This window comes from Candidatus Polarisedimenticolia bacterium (genome assembly GCA_036001465.1).
Lineage (GTDB): Bacteria > Acidobacteriota > Polarisedimenticolia > Gp22-AA2 > Gp22-AA2 > Gp22-AA3.
In genome coordinates this window covers 1-17,026 of sequence record DASYUH010000002.1, presented here as the reverse complement: position 1 = coordinate 17,026, position 17,026 = coordinate 1, and the positions used below count along the sequence as shown (strand labels likewise).

The following is a 17,026-nucleotide window of genomic DNA, read 5'->3' as shown; positions in this document are numbered from 1 at the left end:
CATGAAGTCAATCGGTGAATCGAATGCCATGGAGGGCGCCGTTGGAGAGCGCCGTCTGCCGAGTCCGAAATCCCATGTAGACGCGCGCCCCGCCCGAGCTCGCCGCCTGCAACGGGACATTGTCCAGGCCGCTGGCACCCGCAATGATGTCGGCCAGACCGTCGCCGTTGACATCCCCGGCGCTTGAAACCGATCCCCCGAGAAGCGCGTTCGGCTGGGTTTCCGTCACGCCGAAGGCGGGTGGATTCCCCACGCCCATGCGGCTTCCATAGTAAACCCTGACAATCCCGGCGGCTGGGGTGGTCTGGTCGCCCACACGCGGTGCGCCAATGGCGACGTCCCCGATGCCGTCTCCGTTGATGTCGCCGACGCCGGCCACGGAGGCGCCGAACTCGGCCGGGCTCTTGTTGATCTTGGCGTTGAAGCCGGACACCAGGTTCAGCCCGGTCGTGGACCCATAGAAAATGAGAACCCGACCGGAACCATCGAAGGGCGCTCCGATGATCACGTCGCCGATGCCGTCGCCGCTGAGATCCCCCGCCCCGGCCACGGAATATCCAAACTGGGCCAGCACCTTGTTGCCGTCGGCGATCCACACCGGCTCGAGGGAGGGCCCGGCCGCCGAGCCGGCATAGACGAAGACGCGCCCTTCATCCGGGAAACCAGCGTTGTCGAAGAGGGGTGCTCCGACGATGACATCGCCATACCCGTCCCCGTTGACGTCGCCGGCCGAAGCCACGGAGAACCCGTAGGCGGAAGAGAATCGCCCGCTCCCCGCGCTCCAGTTTGGAGAGAGGGACGGACCGGCGGCCGAACCGAGGTACAGGAAGGCGCGACCCTCGTCGGTGTTGAAGGCCGTGTCAAAGTCGGGCGCCCCGACGACGACGTCGTCGTAGCCGTCGCCATTCACGTCCCCTGCCGAAGCAACCGAGGAGCCGAAGGCCGCCCTGTTCTGATCGGGCTCCCCGGTCCATGCCGGCACCGACCCCAGTCCCACGGAGGAGCCGAGATAGACATACGCGCGCCCCTCGTCCACCTGGAGATTGTCGAACAACCGGGCGCCGATGATGACGTCGGCGTAGCCGTCCCCGTTCACGTCCCCCGCCGTCGCGACCGAAAAGCCGAACCACGCCCCTGTCTGGTGCCCTTCGGCGGTCCATGCCGGAATGGGTGAGGGCCCCGTCGGTGAGCCGGTGAAGACGAAGACCCTTCCCTCGTCGAAAAAGCCGCCGTCGAACCGGTAGGCTCCGACGATCACGTCGTCGAACCCATCTCCGTTGACATCGCCAGCGCCCGCGACCGAGGCACCGAAGAACTCCTCGAACTGGTCACCCAGCCCGGTCCAGCCCGGGACGATGATGGTGGGATCGATCACCAGCGGATACGGATGCCCTGCGTCCCGGACGGCGATCCTCAGAATTCCCGGAAGGAGCGCCAGCTCGGCCACTACGGGGTGCCCATCCGCGTCGGCCACCGCCAGGTTCTCATAGCGCAGGACGGCGCCGGACGGACCGTCCGAGAACAGGACGGCGCCGTCGGTTTCGTCCCGACGCGCTTCGAGCCCGCCGTCGAAGGCCACGTCCAGAAGCAACGCAGAGTCACCCCCGCCCGTCAATGGGCGCCGGTCGATCGTGAATCCCTGCTCGATTCCGCTGCGTAAATTGACGTACCACTCGCTCAGGCCGAGTGCTTCGCGCCGAATTTCAGTCCGGTTGCCTGCGGCCGTCACCGTGCCGGGGAGGATCGGGGTCATCGCACCCTCGCGTCCGACGGCCTGCAGCTCGAAGCCGAGTGACCACGGCGTGCTCCCCGCCAGGCGTGGAGAAACCTGCATCCCCGAGCTGTCTGCCTTCAGCCGGAGCCCCTGGCTCCGGTTGGGAGCCGACCAGCCGCCACCATCCACGGCAGAGAACTCGTATTCGGCTGTGGCGATCGCATGCGCTGCTTCGCGCGTCCAGTCCATGGAGGAGCAGGCCACTCCTTGCCCTGCGTTGGGTATCGCCGGGCTCGCCAGCATCAGTGCGCCGACTCCCATGGCCGTGCACACAAGGCATGTACGCAGCATCAGTCTGTCCTCCTCGGCAGGGGATCATCCAGGGTTTCAGGCCGCTATATACGTCAAAAACCCGCCGCGCACAACCCCCCGATAAAATCGGATTCTTCGCGACTCAGACCGCAGGATTCCGTGATTAGGCCGACTACCTATCCTTCGGCGGACAACATCATCCAGGAAGGATTTCGGGTCGTGGATCGTCCATCGGCCGGTCGAGCAGGATCCTTGCTGCGAAAGGAGGGGGTCGGCTCGGAGCGTTGAGGGCTGAAACCCGCTCGCGTGACATCACCGCCCACCGAAATCGGGCAGCCTTCATCAATTTCGCCATCACAATCGTTGTCGATCGCATCGGAGCAGATCTCTTCCGTAGGCGTCCCTGGCACGCAACTGTCCTCCACCGACCCGTTCACGCAGGAAGTCAACCCGGTCGCGGCGCAGGCCCCCACGCCGCAGGTCGTTTCCACGGAAGCGTAGTCTTCATCCACCGAACCGTCGCAGTCCTCGTCGATGCCATTGCACGTTTCATCGTCTGCTGCGGGTGTCCCGGGCGTGCAGGTCTGGCTCACGCCGCCCACGCAGTTGTTCACCGTCCGCGTGCACGCCCCGACGCCGCACGTCGTCGTGCCGAGGTTCTCGTCGGTCGCCCCGTCGCAGTCGTCGTCGATGCCGTTGCAGGTCTCCGCCGTCGGCGCGCCGGGCGCGCAGGTCTGGCTCACGCCGCCCACGCAGTTGTTCACCGTCCGCGTGCACGCCCCGACGCCGCACGTCGTCGTGCCGAGGTTCTCATCCGTCGCCCCGTCGCAGTCGTCGTCGATGCCGTTGCAGGTCTCCGCTGTCGGCGCGCCGGGCGTGCAGGTCTGGATGACGCCGCCCACGCAGTTGTTCACCGTCCGCGTGCACGCCCCGACGCCGCACGTCGTCGTGCCGAGGTTCTCGTCGGTCGCCCCGTCGCAGTCGTCGTCGATGCCGTTGCACGTCTCCGCCGTCGGCGTCCCGGGCGTGCAGGTCTGCGGGACTCCGCCGGCGCACCTGTTGACCGTGCGCGTGCAGGCCCCGACGCCGCAGGTCGTGGTGCCCTCGTCGACCGAACCGTCGCAGTCGTCGTCGAGGTTGTTGCAGACCTCGGCGGTCGGCGTGCCGGGCGTGCAGGTCTGGCTCACGCCGCCCACGCAGTTGTTCACCGTCCGCGTGCAGACCCCGACGCCGCAGGTCGTCGTCCCGAGGTTCTCGTCGGTCGCGCCGTCGCAGTTGTCGTCGCGCGCGTTGCAGGTCTCGGTGGCATCCGGGTGAACCATCGGATCGTTGTCGTTGCAGTCCACGGTGGCGAGGTAGCCGTCATGGTCCAGGTCCTGGCAGACGTCTCCGATCCCGTTGGTGTCGGCGTCCACCTGGCCGGCGTTCGCGGTGGCGGCGCAGTTGTCGCAGGCGTCGCCGCGGCCGTCGAGATCGGCGTCGGCCTGGCTCGCGTTGGACACGAGCGGACAGTCGTCATCCCAATCCTGGATCGTGTCGCCATCGGTGTCGAGCCCGAGGTGCACGCACTGTATGGGGATCAGGCGCGGCTGGCCGGTGCTGGAGAAGCCGGCGGGGCCTTCGCCGCAGCGATTGACGCCCGTGATGACGTAGTAGAAGGCCGACCCGGCTGGAGGGTTGGCGGTTTCGCTGAAGCGGTTTCCGATGGCCTCGGAATACAGGCAGCCCAGCGTGTCGTTCCAGTTTCCACTGCGGCGGTCCCAGACGCTGCGGTAGACGTTGTGGACGTTGGCCTGGACGATCGGCGTCCAGGTGTAGCTGCCTTGAGGTGGACCGGGCACGGCCCGCACGGTCTGCCCGACCTCCCCCGGCACGGCGCTGACGCTGTTGACGAGCGGGGCGCAGTCGGTGCCGTCGGGCACCCGGTCGTTGTCATCGTCGGGATCGAGGCAGTCCGGGATCCCGTCCCCGTCGCTGTCGGGACCTCCTTCATCAATGACCTGGTTGCAGTTGTCATCCAGGCCGTTGCAGACCTCGGGAGCGCCCGGATGGATCGACGCCACCCCGTCGTTGCAGTCGCCCGCGCACGTGGTGAAGCCGTCGCCATCGACGTCGAAGCCTTCGTCGGTCGTCCCGTCGCAGTCGTCGTCGAGGCCGTTGCAGGTCTCGGTGCCCGGGGCGCCGGGGGTGCAGGTCTGCGGGAAACCGTCGACGCAATTGTCGACGGTGCGCGAGCAGGTGCCGGTGCCGCAGGTCGTCGTGCCCAGGTTGTCGTCGACGACGCCGTCGCAGTCGTCGTCCCTGCGGTTGCAGAGCTCGGGAGCCGGCACGCAGGGGGTCGTCCGGAAGCCCAGGTACAGGTGGGCGGCCCCCGCCAGGGATACTTGCAGGTCGGGGTTGTCGAGGCCGGTGGCGCCGGCAATGATGTCGCCGAGGCCGTCGCCGTTCACGTCCCCCGCCCTCGCCACGGCGCCGCCGAGCAGCGCCCCCGCCTGGGTCTCCTGCGCGCTGAAGGCGGCGGTGTTGCCCGCCCCCATGGCGCCGCCGTAGAAGGCCCTGATGAGACCGACCGAGGTGGTCGTGTGGTCGTCGACCTTGGGGGCGCCGACCACGACGTCGTCGAAGCCGTCGCCGTCGAGGTCCCCCACGCCCGCCACCGAAGCGCCGTACTCGGCCGGCGACAGGTTGATCTTGTTGTTCCAGTTGGGCGTCAGGCTCAGGCCCGTCGCCGACCCGTGATAGATGAAGGCCCGGCCCGAGTCATAGATCGGGGCCCCGATGATCACATCGTCGTAGCCGTCATAGTTGACGTCGCCCGCGGAGGCCACGGAAGAGCCGAAGCGCGCGAGGGTCTTGCTGCCATCGGCGGTCCATGCCGGGTTCGGCGACAGCCCCGTGGCCGATCCCTGATAGACGTAGGCCCGCCCCTGATCGGAGAAGCCGGCGTTGTCGAAGAGCGGGGCACCGACGATCACGTCGTCGAAGCCGTCGCGGTTCACATCGCCGGCGGAGGCGACCGAGGTCCCGAAGGCCGAATTGAACAGGCCGCTCCCCTCGACCCAGGCCGGGGAAGGAGAAGGCCCGGAGGCCGATCCGAGGTAGACGAAGGCGGCCCCCTCGTCCGTGTTGAAGGGAGAGTCGAAGAGCGGCGCCCCGACGATCACGTCGTCGTAGCCGTCGCCGTTCAAGTCCCCCGCGGAGGCGACGGCGGCCCCGAACGCGGCCAGGTTCTGATCCGGCTCGGCCATCCAGACCGGCACGGTGCCCAGCCCGCCGGCCGAGCCGAGGTAGACGAAGGCGCGCCCCTCGTCGACCTGGACGAAGTCGTAGTTGGGGGCGCCGACGATGACGTCGGCGTAGCCGTCGTTGTTGACGTCCCCCGCCGAGGCGACGGCGCCTCCGTACCTGCAGCCTGTCTGATCGCCGCTCATGGTCCAGGCGGGGACGGCCGAGGGTCCGGTCGGCGACCCGAGGAAGAGGAAGGCGCGCCCCTCGTCGAAGAAACCGCCGTCGAAGCGGGGCGCGCCGACGATCAGATCGTCGTAGCCGTCGCCATTGACGTCTCCGGCCCCCGCCACCGAGGCTCCAAACAGCTCTTCAAATTGATCCCCGCGCCCGGTCCAGGCGGGCACGACGATGGTCGGATCGACGATCAGCGGATACGGATGCCCTTCGTCCTGAATCGTGATCCGCAGGGAGCCGGGAGCCAGATCGAGCGCGGCCACGACCGGCTTGCCGTCCGCGTCGGCGACCGCCAGGTCCGCGTAGCGCAGGATATCCGTGCGATGGACAGCCCCAGGTGAGGGCAGGGAGAACAGGACCGCGCCTCCGGCTTCCTCCTGTCGTGCCTCGAGGCCGCCTTCGTAGAAGAGGTCGAGGACGAGAGGCGAGGCCGTGTCCGCCGCCGCCGGACGGCGATCGAGGGTGAAGCCCTGCTCGATGCCGGTCCTCAGATTGACGTACCATTCGGTCAGTCCCAGACTGTCACGGCGATGCTCGATCCGGTTCCCGGCGGCCCGTACGGCACCGGGCGGGACCCCGGTCATCCTCCCCTCGCGACCCACGCCTCTGAGCCCAAGACTCAGGACCCATGGCGCGTCCCCCTCCGTCCGGGGCGTGACCCGGGCGACCGAACCGCGCGTCGTCAGGCGGAGCCCCTGGGCGCGGTTCGGGGCGGTCCAGGCTCCGTCGGGTCGGGCCTTGAAGTCGTATTCAGCCTGGGAGATGGATGCCCATGCCTCGTCGGACCAGGCATTCGCGGGAATCGATTCCGGGTTTCCACCGACCGAAACCGGGCCGCTCGGGAGCACGACGGCAGTCAGGATTGCGACTGTTCCTACAAGACACAAACGCAGCATTCACCTGTCCGCCGAAAGAGGAAAGATGTAGCGCCCCATATACGCCGAAGTGTCCCAGCCGGCAATGCCGAAATTTTTCCAGTGGATCAGATCGTGATTATGGGTTGACCTTATTAGGTCAACTGCCTATCCTTCGACCGCCAACATGGGCCCCAGCGAATTTTCGGTGTCGAATCCCCCCGCAACCCGATGGCACGCCGCGATGCCGGCGACCCTCGTCATTCTCCTCCTGTGCGCGCCCATCTTTTTGTTTCGTCTCGGGTTGGCCGGCCTGGGGGATCCCGATGAAGGCCGGAACGCCGAGGCGGCGCGCGAGATCCTCGAAACCGGTGACTGGGTCACGCCCCACCTGGACGGCGCCCGATATCTCGACAAGCCTCCTGCCTTCTTCTGGGCCGTGGCGTTGTCCTATCGACTCCTGGGGGTCAGCGAGATGGCGGCGCGCGCTCCGTCGGCCCTCTTCGCCCTGGCTGGGATCGCCCTGGTCTTCCGGTTCGCCCGGCGCCACCTGGGCGAGAGGGCCGGTTGGTTCGCCGCCTTCGCGCTGGCGCTCTCCCCTCTGTACATCGTCTTCGGGCGAATCGTCATCTTCGACATGATGCTGACCTTCTGCATGACGGTGAGCTGTCTCATGGCCTTCGAGGCGATGGAGGGACGCGCCGGGCGCCTGCCCGGCGCCCTGTTCTTCCTGTCGGCCGGAATCGGGACGATCACCAAGGGACCGGTCGCTCTCGTGGCCCCCGTTCTGATCGCCGTGGTCTGGGCTGTCCTCCGCAGGCGGCCCGGGATGCTCAAGAGACTCGGGTGGGCCCAGGGCATGCTGCTCTATGCGGCCGTCATCGTGCCCTGGCTGATCCTGGTCGAGTCGCGCAACCCGGGGTACCTGCACTACGCCGTCATCGGGGAGAACCTCGAGAGGATGACGTCGAACCGGTTCGAGACCTCGCGCCCCTTCTATTTCTACGCCAAGGTGATTCTGCCTGGCCTGTTCCCATGGGTTCTGTACGCGGGGGTTGCCGCCGTGCGCCGGGGCCGTTCCTGGCGCGAGGCTTGGGCAGGCTTCGCCTCGGAGACCGACAGGGGGCGTCTCGTGACCGGCTTCTCCGGAGCGTGGCTCGGAACCCTGGTGCTGTTCTTCTCCCTGATCGCCTCCAAGAGGCCGTCCTACATGCTGCCGTGCGCGGTGCCGCTCGCGCTCCTGATCGGACGGCTGTGGGCGCGGGCCACCGCACCGGCGCGCACTCCACCCCAGGGCGGCGCGCCGGCCGATGGCTCCGGGGACGCCTGCCGCAGCCTGGCTTTGGGGGCCTTCTGGACGGCCGTCGTGTGCGCCGCCGGAGCGGTGGCTGCGGTACTCGCGGGGCCGGCCGGCATCGCGCACGGGATCTCCCGCGGGAAGTACGACGAGCTGCTGTCGCACCGCCTGCTCTTCTGGCTCACCGCGGCCGGCCTTGCCCTGGCCGCCGCGCTTCTGATGGCCCTGAGGAAACGGCGCCCGGCGGCGCTCTTCGCGGCCTCCGTCCTGGCGATCGCGGCGGTCGTGCCCCTGGCGCAGGCCGCGAGCGGGTATCTGGACACGGTGCGTTCCTCGCGTCCCGTCAGCCGCTTCCTGGAGAAGCGCCTGAAGCCGGACGATCTGGTCATCTGCTACGAGCAATACCGTCCCGGGCTGAACTTTTACCTGAAGAGGCCGGTCCTTCTGGTCACGAGCGGCACCCCGTTCTCCAGCTGGTGGGTCATGCGTCACCTGGACGAGTACCGCCGTGACCCGTCGTTCAGGATGATCCCCCTCGACCGGATGCGCACCCTCCTGGAGGCGCCGGCGCCCGAGGTCTACATCCTGTCCCCGCCGCGCATGTTCGAGCTCCTGCGCCGGGATGCCGGCCCCGCGCTTCGGCCCGATCCGATCTACGAGGACCAGGGGGGCGGCCTGTTCGTGCGGGCCGCCTCGTCCGGGGCCCGCTGACCCCAGTCTCTCCGGGGCGGCGACCCCGCGGCATGCTATTCTTTCCGTCCCACCGCGGAGGATTGGTGACCCCATGTGCGGCATCGTAGGCATTGCGGATCTTCGCGGTCCCGGCCGGCACGACCCGGGCCTGGTGGCCTCCATGGCCGACACCATGGCCCACCGCGGCCCGGACGGATCGTGCGTGGTCGAGATCGGCGCGGACCGTCTCGCCCATCTCACCTTCGGCTTCCGGCGGCTGAGCATCCTCGATCTGGGCGCCGGGGCGCGGGCCTACGCCGACGAGTCGGGACGTTTCCAGGTCATCTGCAACGGCGAGATCTACAACGACCCGGAGCTGCGCCGCGACCTGATGGCGCGCGGCCACCGCTTCGAGACGCGCTGCGACTCCGAGGTCATCCCGCACCTGTACGAAGAGCACGGCCTTTCCTTCGTCGATCACCTGAACGGCATGTTCGCGTTCGCGGTCTTCGACACCCGGGAGAACCGCCTGGTGCTCGGGCGCGACCGGGCCGGCGAGAAGCCCCTGTACTACCTGGAGCAGGACGGCGAAGTGATGTTCGCGTCCGAGATCAAGGCCCTCCTCGCCCACCCGCGGGTGAGCCCGGAGCCGGATCTCCCGGCCCTGACGCGCTATCTCCTGTACGGCTACTTCCCGGCGCCGCACACCCCGTTCACCGGCGTGCGCAAGCTGCCGGCCGGGCACATGCTGATCGCCGAGCGGGGCCGGCTGCGCGTCGAGCCGTACTGGGACCTGCGGCGCTTCTTCCCGGGCGCGGGCGCGCCGGTGCCGACCGAAGACGAGGCTGCGCGCGAGGTGCGCCGCCTGCTCGAGGAGGCGGTCCGGCTGCGGCTGCGCGCCGACGTGCCGGTCGGCATCTTCTTCAGCGGGGGGGTCGATTCGTCGTCGATCGCCGCCCTGGCGGTGGATCTGACGGGCCGGCCGGTGCCGACCTTCACGCTCGGCTTCGACGATCCGGACTTCAACGAGGCGGCCTATGCGCGGAGGGCCGCGGCCCATTTCGGGACCGAGCACCACGAGCTGATCGTGGGCGAGACGCAGATGCTCGAAGCGCTCCTGGCCATGGCGCGCGTCCTCGACGAGCCGCTGGCGGACGCCTCGATCGTCCCGACGCACCTGCTGTCGCGCTTCGCGCGCCAGCATGTCAAGGTGGCGCTCGGCGGCGAAGGGGGGGACGAGCTCTTCGCCGGCTACCCGACCTACATCGGCGATCGGCTGGCGCGCTGGTATGTCCGCCTGCCGGGGGTGTTCCGGCGCCTCCTGAAGCGCGCCGCGGACGCGATCCCCCCCGCGTTCAACAATGTCGGCACCGAATACCTGCTCAAGAAATTCGTGGGGGCCGCCGAGCTGCCGCAGGCGGTCCGGCACCAGGTTTGGTTCGGGGCGTTCTCTCCCGACAGGCAGAAGGAGCTGCTCTCCGCGGCGGCTCTCGACGCCCTCGCGGCCCAGGCCGGCGCGCCGAACGATCCGCTCCAGGAGGCGCGTGCGGTCCTCCGGGGCCTGTCGATCGGCCATCCGCTCGACGCGCTCCTGGCGACCGACTTCCTGATGTTCCTGCAGGACGACCTGCTCACCAAGGTGGACCGCGCCTCGATGGCGACATCGCTCGAGGTGCGCGCTCCGTTCCTGCACCACGCCCTGGTCGAGTACGTCGCCTCCCTGCCGGCGCGGATGAAACTGCGGCGGCTGACCTCCAAGTACATCCTCAAGAAGGCGATGGCCGACCGGCTCACGAGCGAGATCAGCGGCCGGCGAAAGCGCGGCTTCAATATTCCGCTGGCCCGCTTCATGCACCGGGGGCTCGCCCCCCTGATGCGCAGCGCCCTGGACCCCGGGCGCGTCCGGGCCGGCGGCCTGCTGCGCCCCGAGGCGGTGACCGCTCTCTGGCGGGAGCACACGGAGCGCCGGCGGGACAACGGCCGGCTCCTCTGGAACCTGATGATGCTCCAGCTCTGGCACTCCAGGCACTTCGGCGGCGGCGACCTGCTGTAGGAGCCGATCCGGATTATGGGGCCGGCTCCTCGTGGCTACCTCCCCTCACCGCCCAGCGCGGCCAGCGCGTGCGGCAGCGCCAGCCGGGCCCACTCCGCGTGCATCCCCCCCGAAGGATGAAGACCGTCGGGCGCGAACGGCGGCTCGGTCCACGGGCCCGGGACGGCCCGCGACGCCTTGGTGACGTCGACATAGCGGGCCCCCCGCGCCTCCGTCTCCTGGCGGTTGATCGCGTTGAAGCGATCGATCTCCGTGGCGATACGCACCCGGTCCCGTCCCTGGGCGAACGGGGCGACGCTCCAGTCGGGGATCGACAGGACGAGGACGCGCCGCGCCTCCCCGCCGGCGAACGCCGCCGCGCGCTCCAGGAGGGCGCGAAAATCGCCGCGGTATGCTGCGATGTCCAGCTCGCGATACTGGTTGTTGACGCCGATCAGAAGCGACACGAGATCGAAGCGACCGGAAGGGGCCGCCCGGTCGATCCCGGCCATGAGCTCGCCGGTGGTCCAGCCGGTCCGGGCCACGATTTCCGGGGCGTCGACGGCCACGCCCTGCGCACGCAGGAGGGCCGCGAGCCGCTCCGGCCAGCGCTCGTCGGCCCCGACTCCTTCGCCGATGGTGTAGGAGTCACCCAGCGCCAGGTAGCGCATGCCGATCGCCCCCATCCGCCGCGCGGCGGCGCGCGCGGGCCCGGTCCGCGCGTCCTTGAGTTGACCTCATGCGTATGTTACGCTGCCTGCGTGAGGTATTTCCGTTCCGGCCGCGCCGCCGCGGCCGTTCTTCCTATTGTACTCGCGCTGATCCTGGCCTCCGGGATGGGGGCGCCGCCCTGTCTCGCGCAGGGCCAGCCGCTGCGCTTCACCGTCAAGACGATCGAGAACGAGGCCGGGGTCCGCGTGGTCCTCGAGTTCAGCCGGAAGCCTGTCTACGAAGTCCGGCGTGACGCCCGCCGCGTGTTCATCACGCTGAACGAGGGGCCGGTCGAGCCCCCGTTCAAGAAGAAGGACTACGGTGGTGCCGTCCTCGAGAAGGCGAAGTTCATCGAGGGGTTCCGGTCGTCCGAGCTGGTCTTCTACACGGGAGACGACTTCGGGAACTTCTCGACGTTCGAGATGGGGGAGCCGTTCCGCATCGTCGTCGATCTGCGCAAGAAACTGGGACCGTCGATCGCGGTCACGGTCCCGTCCCCCGGAAGCGTGCCGGGAGCGCCACATCCGCCGGCGGGAGGGGGCCGACCCGGAGCGCCGGCCACGGCACCGATCGCGCCCCCCGCGGCACGGGACGTCCCGCCGACCGAGGCCCCGGAGGCGCCGCCCGCCGAGGCGCGTCCGCGGGCCGCCTTCGTCGTGGTCATCGACCCCGGGCACGGAGGGGAGGACCGGGGCGCCGTCGGACCGACCGGCCTTGCCGAGAAGGACGTCACGCTCGACATCGCCCGCCGCCTGAAGGAGCGCATCCTGTCCAGGATGGACGCCGAGGTGATCCTGACCCGTGACTCCGACACGACCATGGCGCTCGACGACCGCACGGCGATCGCCAACCACAATCGGGCCGACCTGTTCGTCTGCATCCACGCCAACGCCTCGCGGCGGGGCAACGCGCGCGGCGCCGAGACCTATTTCCTGTCCTACCAGGCCACCGACGACGACTCGCGCGCCGTCGCGGCGCTGGAGAACAACACGCTCGGCCTCGAGGCGGGCGTGCAGAAGGACGGCAATCTCGAGATGATCCTCTGGGACCTGGCGCAGTCGGCCTTCCTGAAGGAATCGAGCGTCCTGGCCGAGATCGTGCAGGACAACCTGAACGACGCGCTCGACATCGCCAACCGCGGCATCAAGCAGGCCCCCTTCCGGGTCCTGATGGGAGCGACGATGCCGGCCGTCCTGATCGAAGTCGCCTTCATCACCAACCCCGAGGAGGAGAAGCGCCTGCGGGACGCGGCGTTCAAGGACCGGCTGTCGGACGCCATTCTCGGGAGCATCCAGCGCTTCCACGAGAAATACGTCCGGGCGCGCGCGCGGTGAAGCGCACGACGATCCTCCTCGCCACGGTGTCCTCCGTGTGCGCCCTCGCGCTCGTCCTGGCGCTGATGCTGCGGCCCTGGGATCGCGCCGGCGCCCTTCCCCCAGGCGAGCAGGCCGCGCCCGCGTCGGCCGCCGCGGCGGGAGGCCCCCCGACGGAGGGGGGCACGGCCACCGCGGGCGAGCCGGGGCAGGGAGAGGCCGTTGTCCCGGCGCAGGGGGAGACCGCCGCCCCGGCGCAGGGAGAGGCCGCTCCCCCGGCGCCGGCCGAGGCCCCGTCGTTCATCTCCGAGCCGAATCGGCGGGAGGTCTCGCTGTTCTTCCAGGAGGCGGACAGCGAGTTCCTCGGCGCCGAACGCCGGAAGATCTTCCTGACCTCGTCGATCGCGGACCTGGCAAAACAGATCGTCGTCGAGCTGATCAACGGGCCTCAGGAGGCCGGCCTGCTGCCGACCCTCCCCCCGCAGACGCGCCTGCGCGGGCTGTACCTCGATCGCGGCGGCACCGCCTACGTCGACCTGAGCAGCGAGGTGGCGGACCTCCATCCCGGCGGGACGGGGGAGGAGATCGCCACGATCTACTCCCTGGTCGACTCGCTCACCTACAACCTGCCGGAGATCAAGAGGGTCCGCATCCTGATCGGCGGCGAGGAGCGTGAGACCCTGAAGAACCACCTCGATCTCCGGCGCGACTACCGCAAGGACCTGTCGATCGTCGACATGGACCGCAAGAGCGCGCCGTAGCGCGGGGGCTCTTCGTGGTCGACGCGGGGATCGGCGTTTTCGACTCGGGCATCGGGGGCCTGACCGTCTTCAAGGCGCTCCGGCACGAGCTCCCCCCCGGCGAGCGCCTCGTGTACCTGGGCGACACGGCGCGCGTCCCCTACGGCACCAAGTCCGAGGACACGGTCGTCCGCTACGCGCTCGAGGGGGCGCAATTTCTCCAGAAGCGCGGCATCAAGGCGCTGGTCATCGCCTGCAACACGATGTCGGCGGTGGCGCTGCCGGCCCTGCGCCAGGCCATCCCCCTTCCCGTGGTCGGGGTCATCGGACCGGGGGCCGAGGCGGCGTGCCGCGTCACGCGCCGCCAGGTGATCGGGGTGATCGGCACCGCCGCGACCATCCGGAGCGGCGCCTACGCGAGCGCCATCGCCCATCACCTCCCGGAGGCGCGCGTCATCGGGCGGGCCTGCCCCCTGTTCGTCCCCCTGGCCGAGGAGGGCTGGGTGGACAACGAGGTCGCGCGCGCCACGGCGGAGGCGTACCTGGGCGATCTGAAGCGCGAGGGGATCGACACCCTGGTCCTGGGGTGCACGCACTACCCGCTGCTCCAGCGCGTGATCGGCGCGACGATGGGGCAGGACGTGGCGCTGGTCGACTCGGCCCGCGCCACGGCGCTGGTGGTGCGGGCCCGGCTCGAGGAGCGCGGCCTCCTGTCGGGCGGCGCGACCGGCGGAGACGACGACCATTTCTTCGTGACCGATTCCTCGGAGAGGTTCCGCGAGGTAGGATCGCGGTTTCTCGGCGGGCCGCTGGCGCGCCTGGAGCAGATCGACATCACGGCATGACGGCGCCGCCCGGAAGGGCGGGCCCCCGACCAAGGAGACCCGATGCCCCGCCTCGACGGCAGGACCGAGCGCGACCTGCGCGCGGTCGAGATCACGACCGGCGTCAACATCTACGCCGAGGGATCGGCCCTCATCAAGGTCGGCAACACGCACGTCATCAGCACCGCCAGCGTCGAGGACCGGGTGCCGCCGTTCCTGCGCGATACCAGCCAGGGCTGGATCACGTCCGAGTACGGCATGCTCCCCCGCGCCACCGACCAGAGAACGCAGCGCGAGGCGACGCGCGGCAAGGCCTCCGGCCGGACCCAGGAAATCCAGAGGCTCATCGGGCGCTCGCTGCGCGCCGTCTCCAACCTCGCCGCCCTCGGGTCGCGGACGATCTGGATCGACTGCGACGTGATCCAGGCCGACGGCGGGACGCGCACCGCGTCGATCACCGGCGCGTTCGTTGCCATGGTCCTGGCGCTCGCGAAAATGAAGTCGAAGAATCAGCTCACCGGATCCCCCTTGCGCGGCATGGTCGCCGCGACCTCCGTGGGGCTGATCGGCGGCATGGCCTGCCTGGACCTGTCGTACGCCGAGGACTCCCAGGCCGACGTCGACATGAACGTGGTGCGGACCGACGGCGGCCGGTACGTCGAGCTGCAGGGGACCGGCGAGAAGACCCCCTTCTCCCCCCAGGAGATGATGGTGATGCTCGAGCTGGCCACGCACGGCACCAACCTGCTCTTCGACCACCAGCGGAAGGCGTTGCGCGACATCCTGCCGGCGCTCCTTCCCCGGCCGTGAATTCGGCCTCCCCCGCCGCCCGCCGCCCATGAGCGGCGACGGCCCGCGCCTCCTCGTCGCCACCTTCAATCCCGGCAAGGCACGCGAGCTGGGCCGCCTGCTCGCCGCGGCCGGTGTCGAGCCCCTGACCCTCTCCGATCTCGGCATCAGCGCCCCGTTCGAGGAAACGGGGGCGACCTACGAGGAGAACGCCCGAGGCAAGGCGGAGCACTACGCGAGGCAGTCCGGCATCGCCGCGCTGGCGGACGATTCCGGGCTGGAAGTCGAGGCGCTCGGCGGCCGGCCCGGGGTGCTCAGCGCCCGCTACGGCGGTCCGGGGCTCGATGACCCGGGCCGGTGCCGCATGCTCCTCCAGGAGATGGCCGGCGTGCCCGAGGAGCGCCGCGGGGCCCGATACGTCGCCGTCGCCGCCCTCGCCGCCCGGCCCGCCAGGCCCTGGCAGCCGGCCGGCCCGCCCGAGGGTGCGACCCGCCTGTTCCGGGCCAGCTGCGCCGGCCGCATCGCGATCGAAATGCGCGGCACGCGCGGCTTCGGCTACGACCCCATCTTTTTCTATCCCCCCTACGGCGCCACGTTCGGCGAGATCGACGACACCCGCAAGGACCGCGTGAGCCATCGCGCCCTGGCCTTTGCCGCCGTCGCGGCTTTCTTGAAAACCCCCCAAGGACTGGCTCTCCTGGGCGAATGAACCGCCAGACTCCGTCTCCAAGGCTCGAGCTCGGGAGTGCGCAGGCGGGGGCAGGGCACGGCGCCCCGGCCTGGGGACGCATCGTGCCGGCCGTGCGTTGACAGCGCCACGCACCTCCCCTATGCTCCCGCGCAGGGAGGCCCTGTCATGCTGCTCAACTGGCTCCTGATCATCGTCGGGGCGCTGTGCGTCCTGGTCGAGGTGGCGATGGGCGGGTTCGCCGGCTTCGACCTGGTGCTGATCGGGTCCGCCATCGCCGCCGGCGGCGTGATCGGCCTGTTCGCCGGAAACCCCGCCGTCGGGCTGATCGTGTCGGCCGCTTTGAGTCTCCTGTACATCGCGCTCGGGCGGCGCTGGGTCCGCGACCGCCTGCGCCATGCGACGGTGGCGAGCAATGCCGACGCGGTGGTCGGCCAGCGTGCCCTCGTGGTCCAGCGCGTCGCCGAGCACATCGCCGGCCAGGTCCGGGTCCGGGACGAGGTCTGGCGCGCCGCGCCGGCGCCGGGCGCCGCCGGCCCCTTCGAGCCGGGGGCCGAGGTCACCGTCGAAGGCGTGGACGGCGTCACACTCAGGGTGAGGTGAGGAGATGAACGAGCTGCCCTTCGGAACGCTGGGGTTCTTCGCACTGTCGATCGTCCTGTTCATCGCCCTCATCATGGTGGCGCGCTCGGCGCGCATCGTGTCGCAATACGAGAAGGGCCTGGTCATGCGCCTCGGCAAGTACAGGACCACGGTCGACTCAGGGCTGACCTTCCTCGTGCCGATGATCGAGAGCCTGATCAAGGTGGACATGCGCGAGCGGGTCATCAACGTCGAGCCGCAGAAGGTGATCACCAAGGACAACGTCGGAGTGACCGTGGACGCCGTCATCTATTACCGCATCAGCGACCCGGTGAAGGCGACCTTCGAGGTCCAGAACTTCGCCTACGCCGCCACCACGCTGGCGCAGACGAACCTGCGGAACCTCATCGGCGACAAGAGCCTGGACGAGACCCTGACGGCGCGCGACACGATCAACACGAACCTGCGCAACGTGCTGGACGAGGCCACCAACACCTGGGGCGTGAAGCTGACGCGCGTCGAGGTCCAGAAGATCGACCCGCCGGCCGACATCACCGAGGCGATGTCGCGCCAGATGAAGGCCGAGCGGGACAAGCGCGCCCAGATCCTGGAGGCGGAGGGGGTGAAGCAGTCGCAGATCCTCCAGGCGGAGGGGAGCAAGCAGTCGTCGATCCTGAAGGCCGACGGCGAGGCCCAGGCGCGCATCCTGCAGGCCAACGCCGAGGCCAAGGCGATCGAGGTGACGTCCGTGGCGGCCGAGACCTTCTTCAAGGACCGCGCCGAAGCTCGCCAGCGCCTCGACGTCCTGCGCGCGGTCCTGGCGCAGCAGACCAAGTTCGTCGTCCCTTCGGGATCGAACCTCCTCAACATCCTGGGGCTCGACGATCGCGGCGCCGGGCTCTTCCCGCAGGCCCCGCAGGCGCCGCACGGATCGCCGGCCCCGGCGCCGCCGCGGAAATTCCCGGGATAGCCGGGATTTCTCACCGGTCGTTATTCGGATCGCATTTCGCGCGAGTGCGATCCGTCCGCTGATCCA

The 17,026-nt window shown here is 69.5% G+C and carries 12 protein-coding genes; 9 read left to right on the top strand and 3 right to left on the bottom strand.

Features of this window, described 5'->3' with window-relative positions; translation table 11 throughout:
* Window positions 1-7 precede the first annotated feature (7 nt).
* Window positions 8-1,963, bottom strand: a complete 1,956-nt coding sequence (locus VGV60_00135; protein ID HEV8699663.1) for an integrin alpha — start codon at window positions 1,961-1,963, stop codon at window positions 8-10.
* A gap of 239 nt (window positions 1,964-2,202) precedes the next feature.
* Complete coding sequence (locus VGV60_00130) at window positions 2,203-6,336, bottom strand: MopE-related protein (GenBank protein HEV8699662.1); 4,134 nt, start codon at window positions 6,334-6,336, stop codon at window positions 2,203-2,205.
* A 250-nt stretch (window positions 6,337-6,586) separates the two neighbouring features.
* Between VGV60_00130 and VGV60_00125 the strand changes: the two genes are divergently transcribed.
* Together VGV60_00125 and asnB are read left to right on the top strand one after the other, a co-directional pair.
* On the top strand, window positions 6,587-8,350 hold the full coding sequence (locus VGV60_00125; GenBank protein ID HEV8699661.1) for a glycosyltransferase family 39 protein: 1,764 nt from the start codon (window positions 6,587-6,589) through the stop codon (window positions 8,348-8,350).
* 73 nt (window positions 8,351-8,423) lie between these two features.
* Window positions 8,424-10,364: an asparagine synthase (glutamine-hydrolyzing) gene (gene asnB / locus VGV60_00120; protein ID HEV8699660.1), complete on the top strand. Its 1,941-nt coding sequence runs from the start codon at window positions 8,424-8,426 to the stop codon at window positions 10,362-10,364.
* Window positions 10,365-10,399: 35 nt separating this feature from the next.
* Here asnB and VGV60_00115 read toward each other — a convergent pair whose 3' ends face one another.
* On the bottom strand, window positions 10,400-11,029 hold the full coding sequence (locus VGV60_00115) for an SGNH/GDSL hydrolase family protein (protein HEV8699659.1): 630 nt from the start codon (window positions 11,027-11,029) through the stop codon (window positions 10,400-10,402).
* A 75-nt stretch (window positions 11,030-11,104) separates the two neighbouring features.
* On the opposite strand from VGV60_00115, the gene VGV60_00110 reads away from it, so the two are divergent.
* From VGV60_00110 to VGV60_00080, 7 genes are all read left to right on the top strand, one after another.
* A complete protein-coding gene (locus tag VGV60_00110; GenBank protein HEV8699658.1) occupies window positions 11,105-12,388 on the top strand; it encodes an N-acetylmuramoyl-L-alanine amidase in 1,284 nt (427 codons plus the stop codon).
* Window positions 12,385-13,128 (top strand): GerMN domain-containing protein, encoded by a 744-nt coding sequence (locus tag VGV60_00105; GenBank protein HEV8699657.1) that lies wholly within the window; start codon window positions 12,385-12,387, stop codon window positions 13,126-13,128. Before VGV60_00110 ends, VGV60_00105 begins: the two co-directional genes overlap by 4 nt.
* A 14-nt stretch (window positions 13,129-13,142) precedes the next feature.
* On the top strand, window positions 13,143-13,952 hold the full coding sequence (murI, locus tag VGV60_00100; protein ID HEV8699656.1) for a glutamate racemase: 810 nt from the start codon (window positions 13,143-13,145) through the stop codon (window positions 13,950-13,952).
* A 42-nt stretch (window positions 13,953-13,994) separates the two neighbouring features.
* On the top strand, window positions 13,995-14,741 hold the full coding sequence (gene rph / locus VGV60_00095) for a ribonuclease PH (protein HEV8699655.1): 747 nt from the start codon (window positions 13,995-13,997) through the stop codon (window positions 14,739-14,741).
* A 28-nt stretch (window positions 14,742-14,769) separates the two neighbouring features.
* A complete protein-coding gene (locus VGV60_00090) occupies window positions 14,770-15,429 on the top strand; it encodes a non-canonical purine NTP pyrophosphatase (GenBank protein ID HEV8699654.1) in 660 nt (219 codons plus the stop codon).
* Between the two features lie 147 nt (window positions 15,430-15,576).
* Entirely contained in the window at window positions 15,577-16,011 is a 435-nt protein-coding gene (locus tag VGV60_00085; GenBank protein ID HEV8699653.1) for an NfeD family protein, read from the top strand.
* 4 nt (window positions 16,012-16,015) lie between these two features.
* Window positions 16,016-16,960 (top strand): SPFH domain-containing protein, encoded by a 945-nt coding sequence (locus VGV60_00080; protein ID HEV8699652.1) that lies wholly within the window; start codon window positions 16,016-16,018, stop codon window positions 16,958-16,960.
* The last annotated feature ends 66 nt before the right edge of the window (window positions 16,961-17,026 follow it).

Bases quoted from the DNA above. Each gene is read 5' to 3' on its own strand.
- VGV60_00080 (HEV8699652.1), top strand. From the start codon at position 16,016: ATGAACGAGCTGCCCTTCGGAACGCTGGGGTTCTTCGCACTGTCGATC.
- VGV60_00090 (HEV8699654.1), top strand. From the start codon at position 14,770: ATGAGCGGCGACGGCCCGCGCCTCCTCGTCGCCACCTTCAATCCCGGC.
- VGV60_00135 (HEV8699663.1), bottom strand. From the start codon at position 1,963: ATGGACTGGACGCGCGAAGCAGCGCATGCGATCGCCACAGCCGAATAC.
- asnB (HEV8699660.1), top strand. From the start codon at position 8,424: ATGTGCGGCATCGTAGGCATTGCGGATCTTCGCGGTCCCGGCCGGCAC.
- VGV60_00115 (HEV8699659.1), bottom strand. From the start codon at position 11,029: ATGGGGGCGATCGGCATGCGCTACCTGGCGCTGGGTGACTCCTACACC.
- VGV60_00085 (HEV8699653.1), top strand. From the start codon at position 15,577: ATGCTGCTCAACTGGCTCCTGATCATCGTCGGGGCGCTGTGCGTCCTG.
- VGV60_00125 (HEV8699661.1), top strand. From the start codon at position 6,587: ATGCCGGCGACCCTCGTCATTCTCCTCCTGTGCGCGCCCATCTTTTTG.
- rph (HEV8699655.1), top strand. From the start codon at position 13,995: ATGCCCCGCCTCGACGGCAGGACCGAGCGCGACCTGCGCGCGGTCGAG.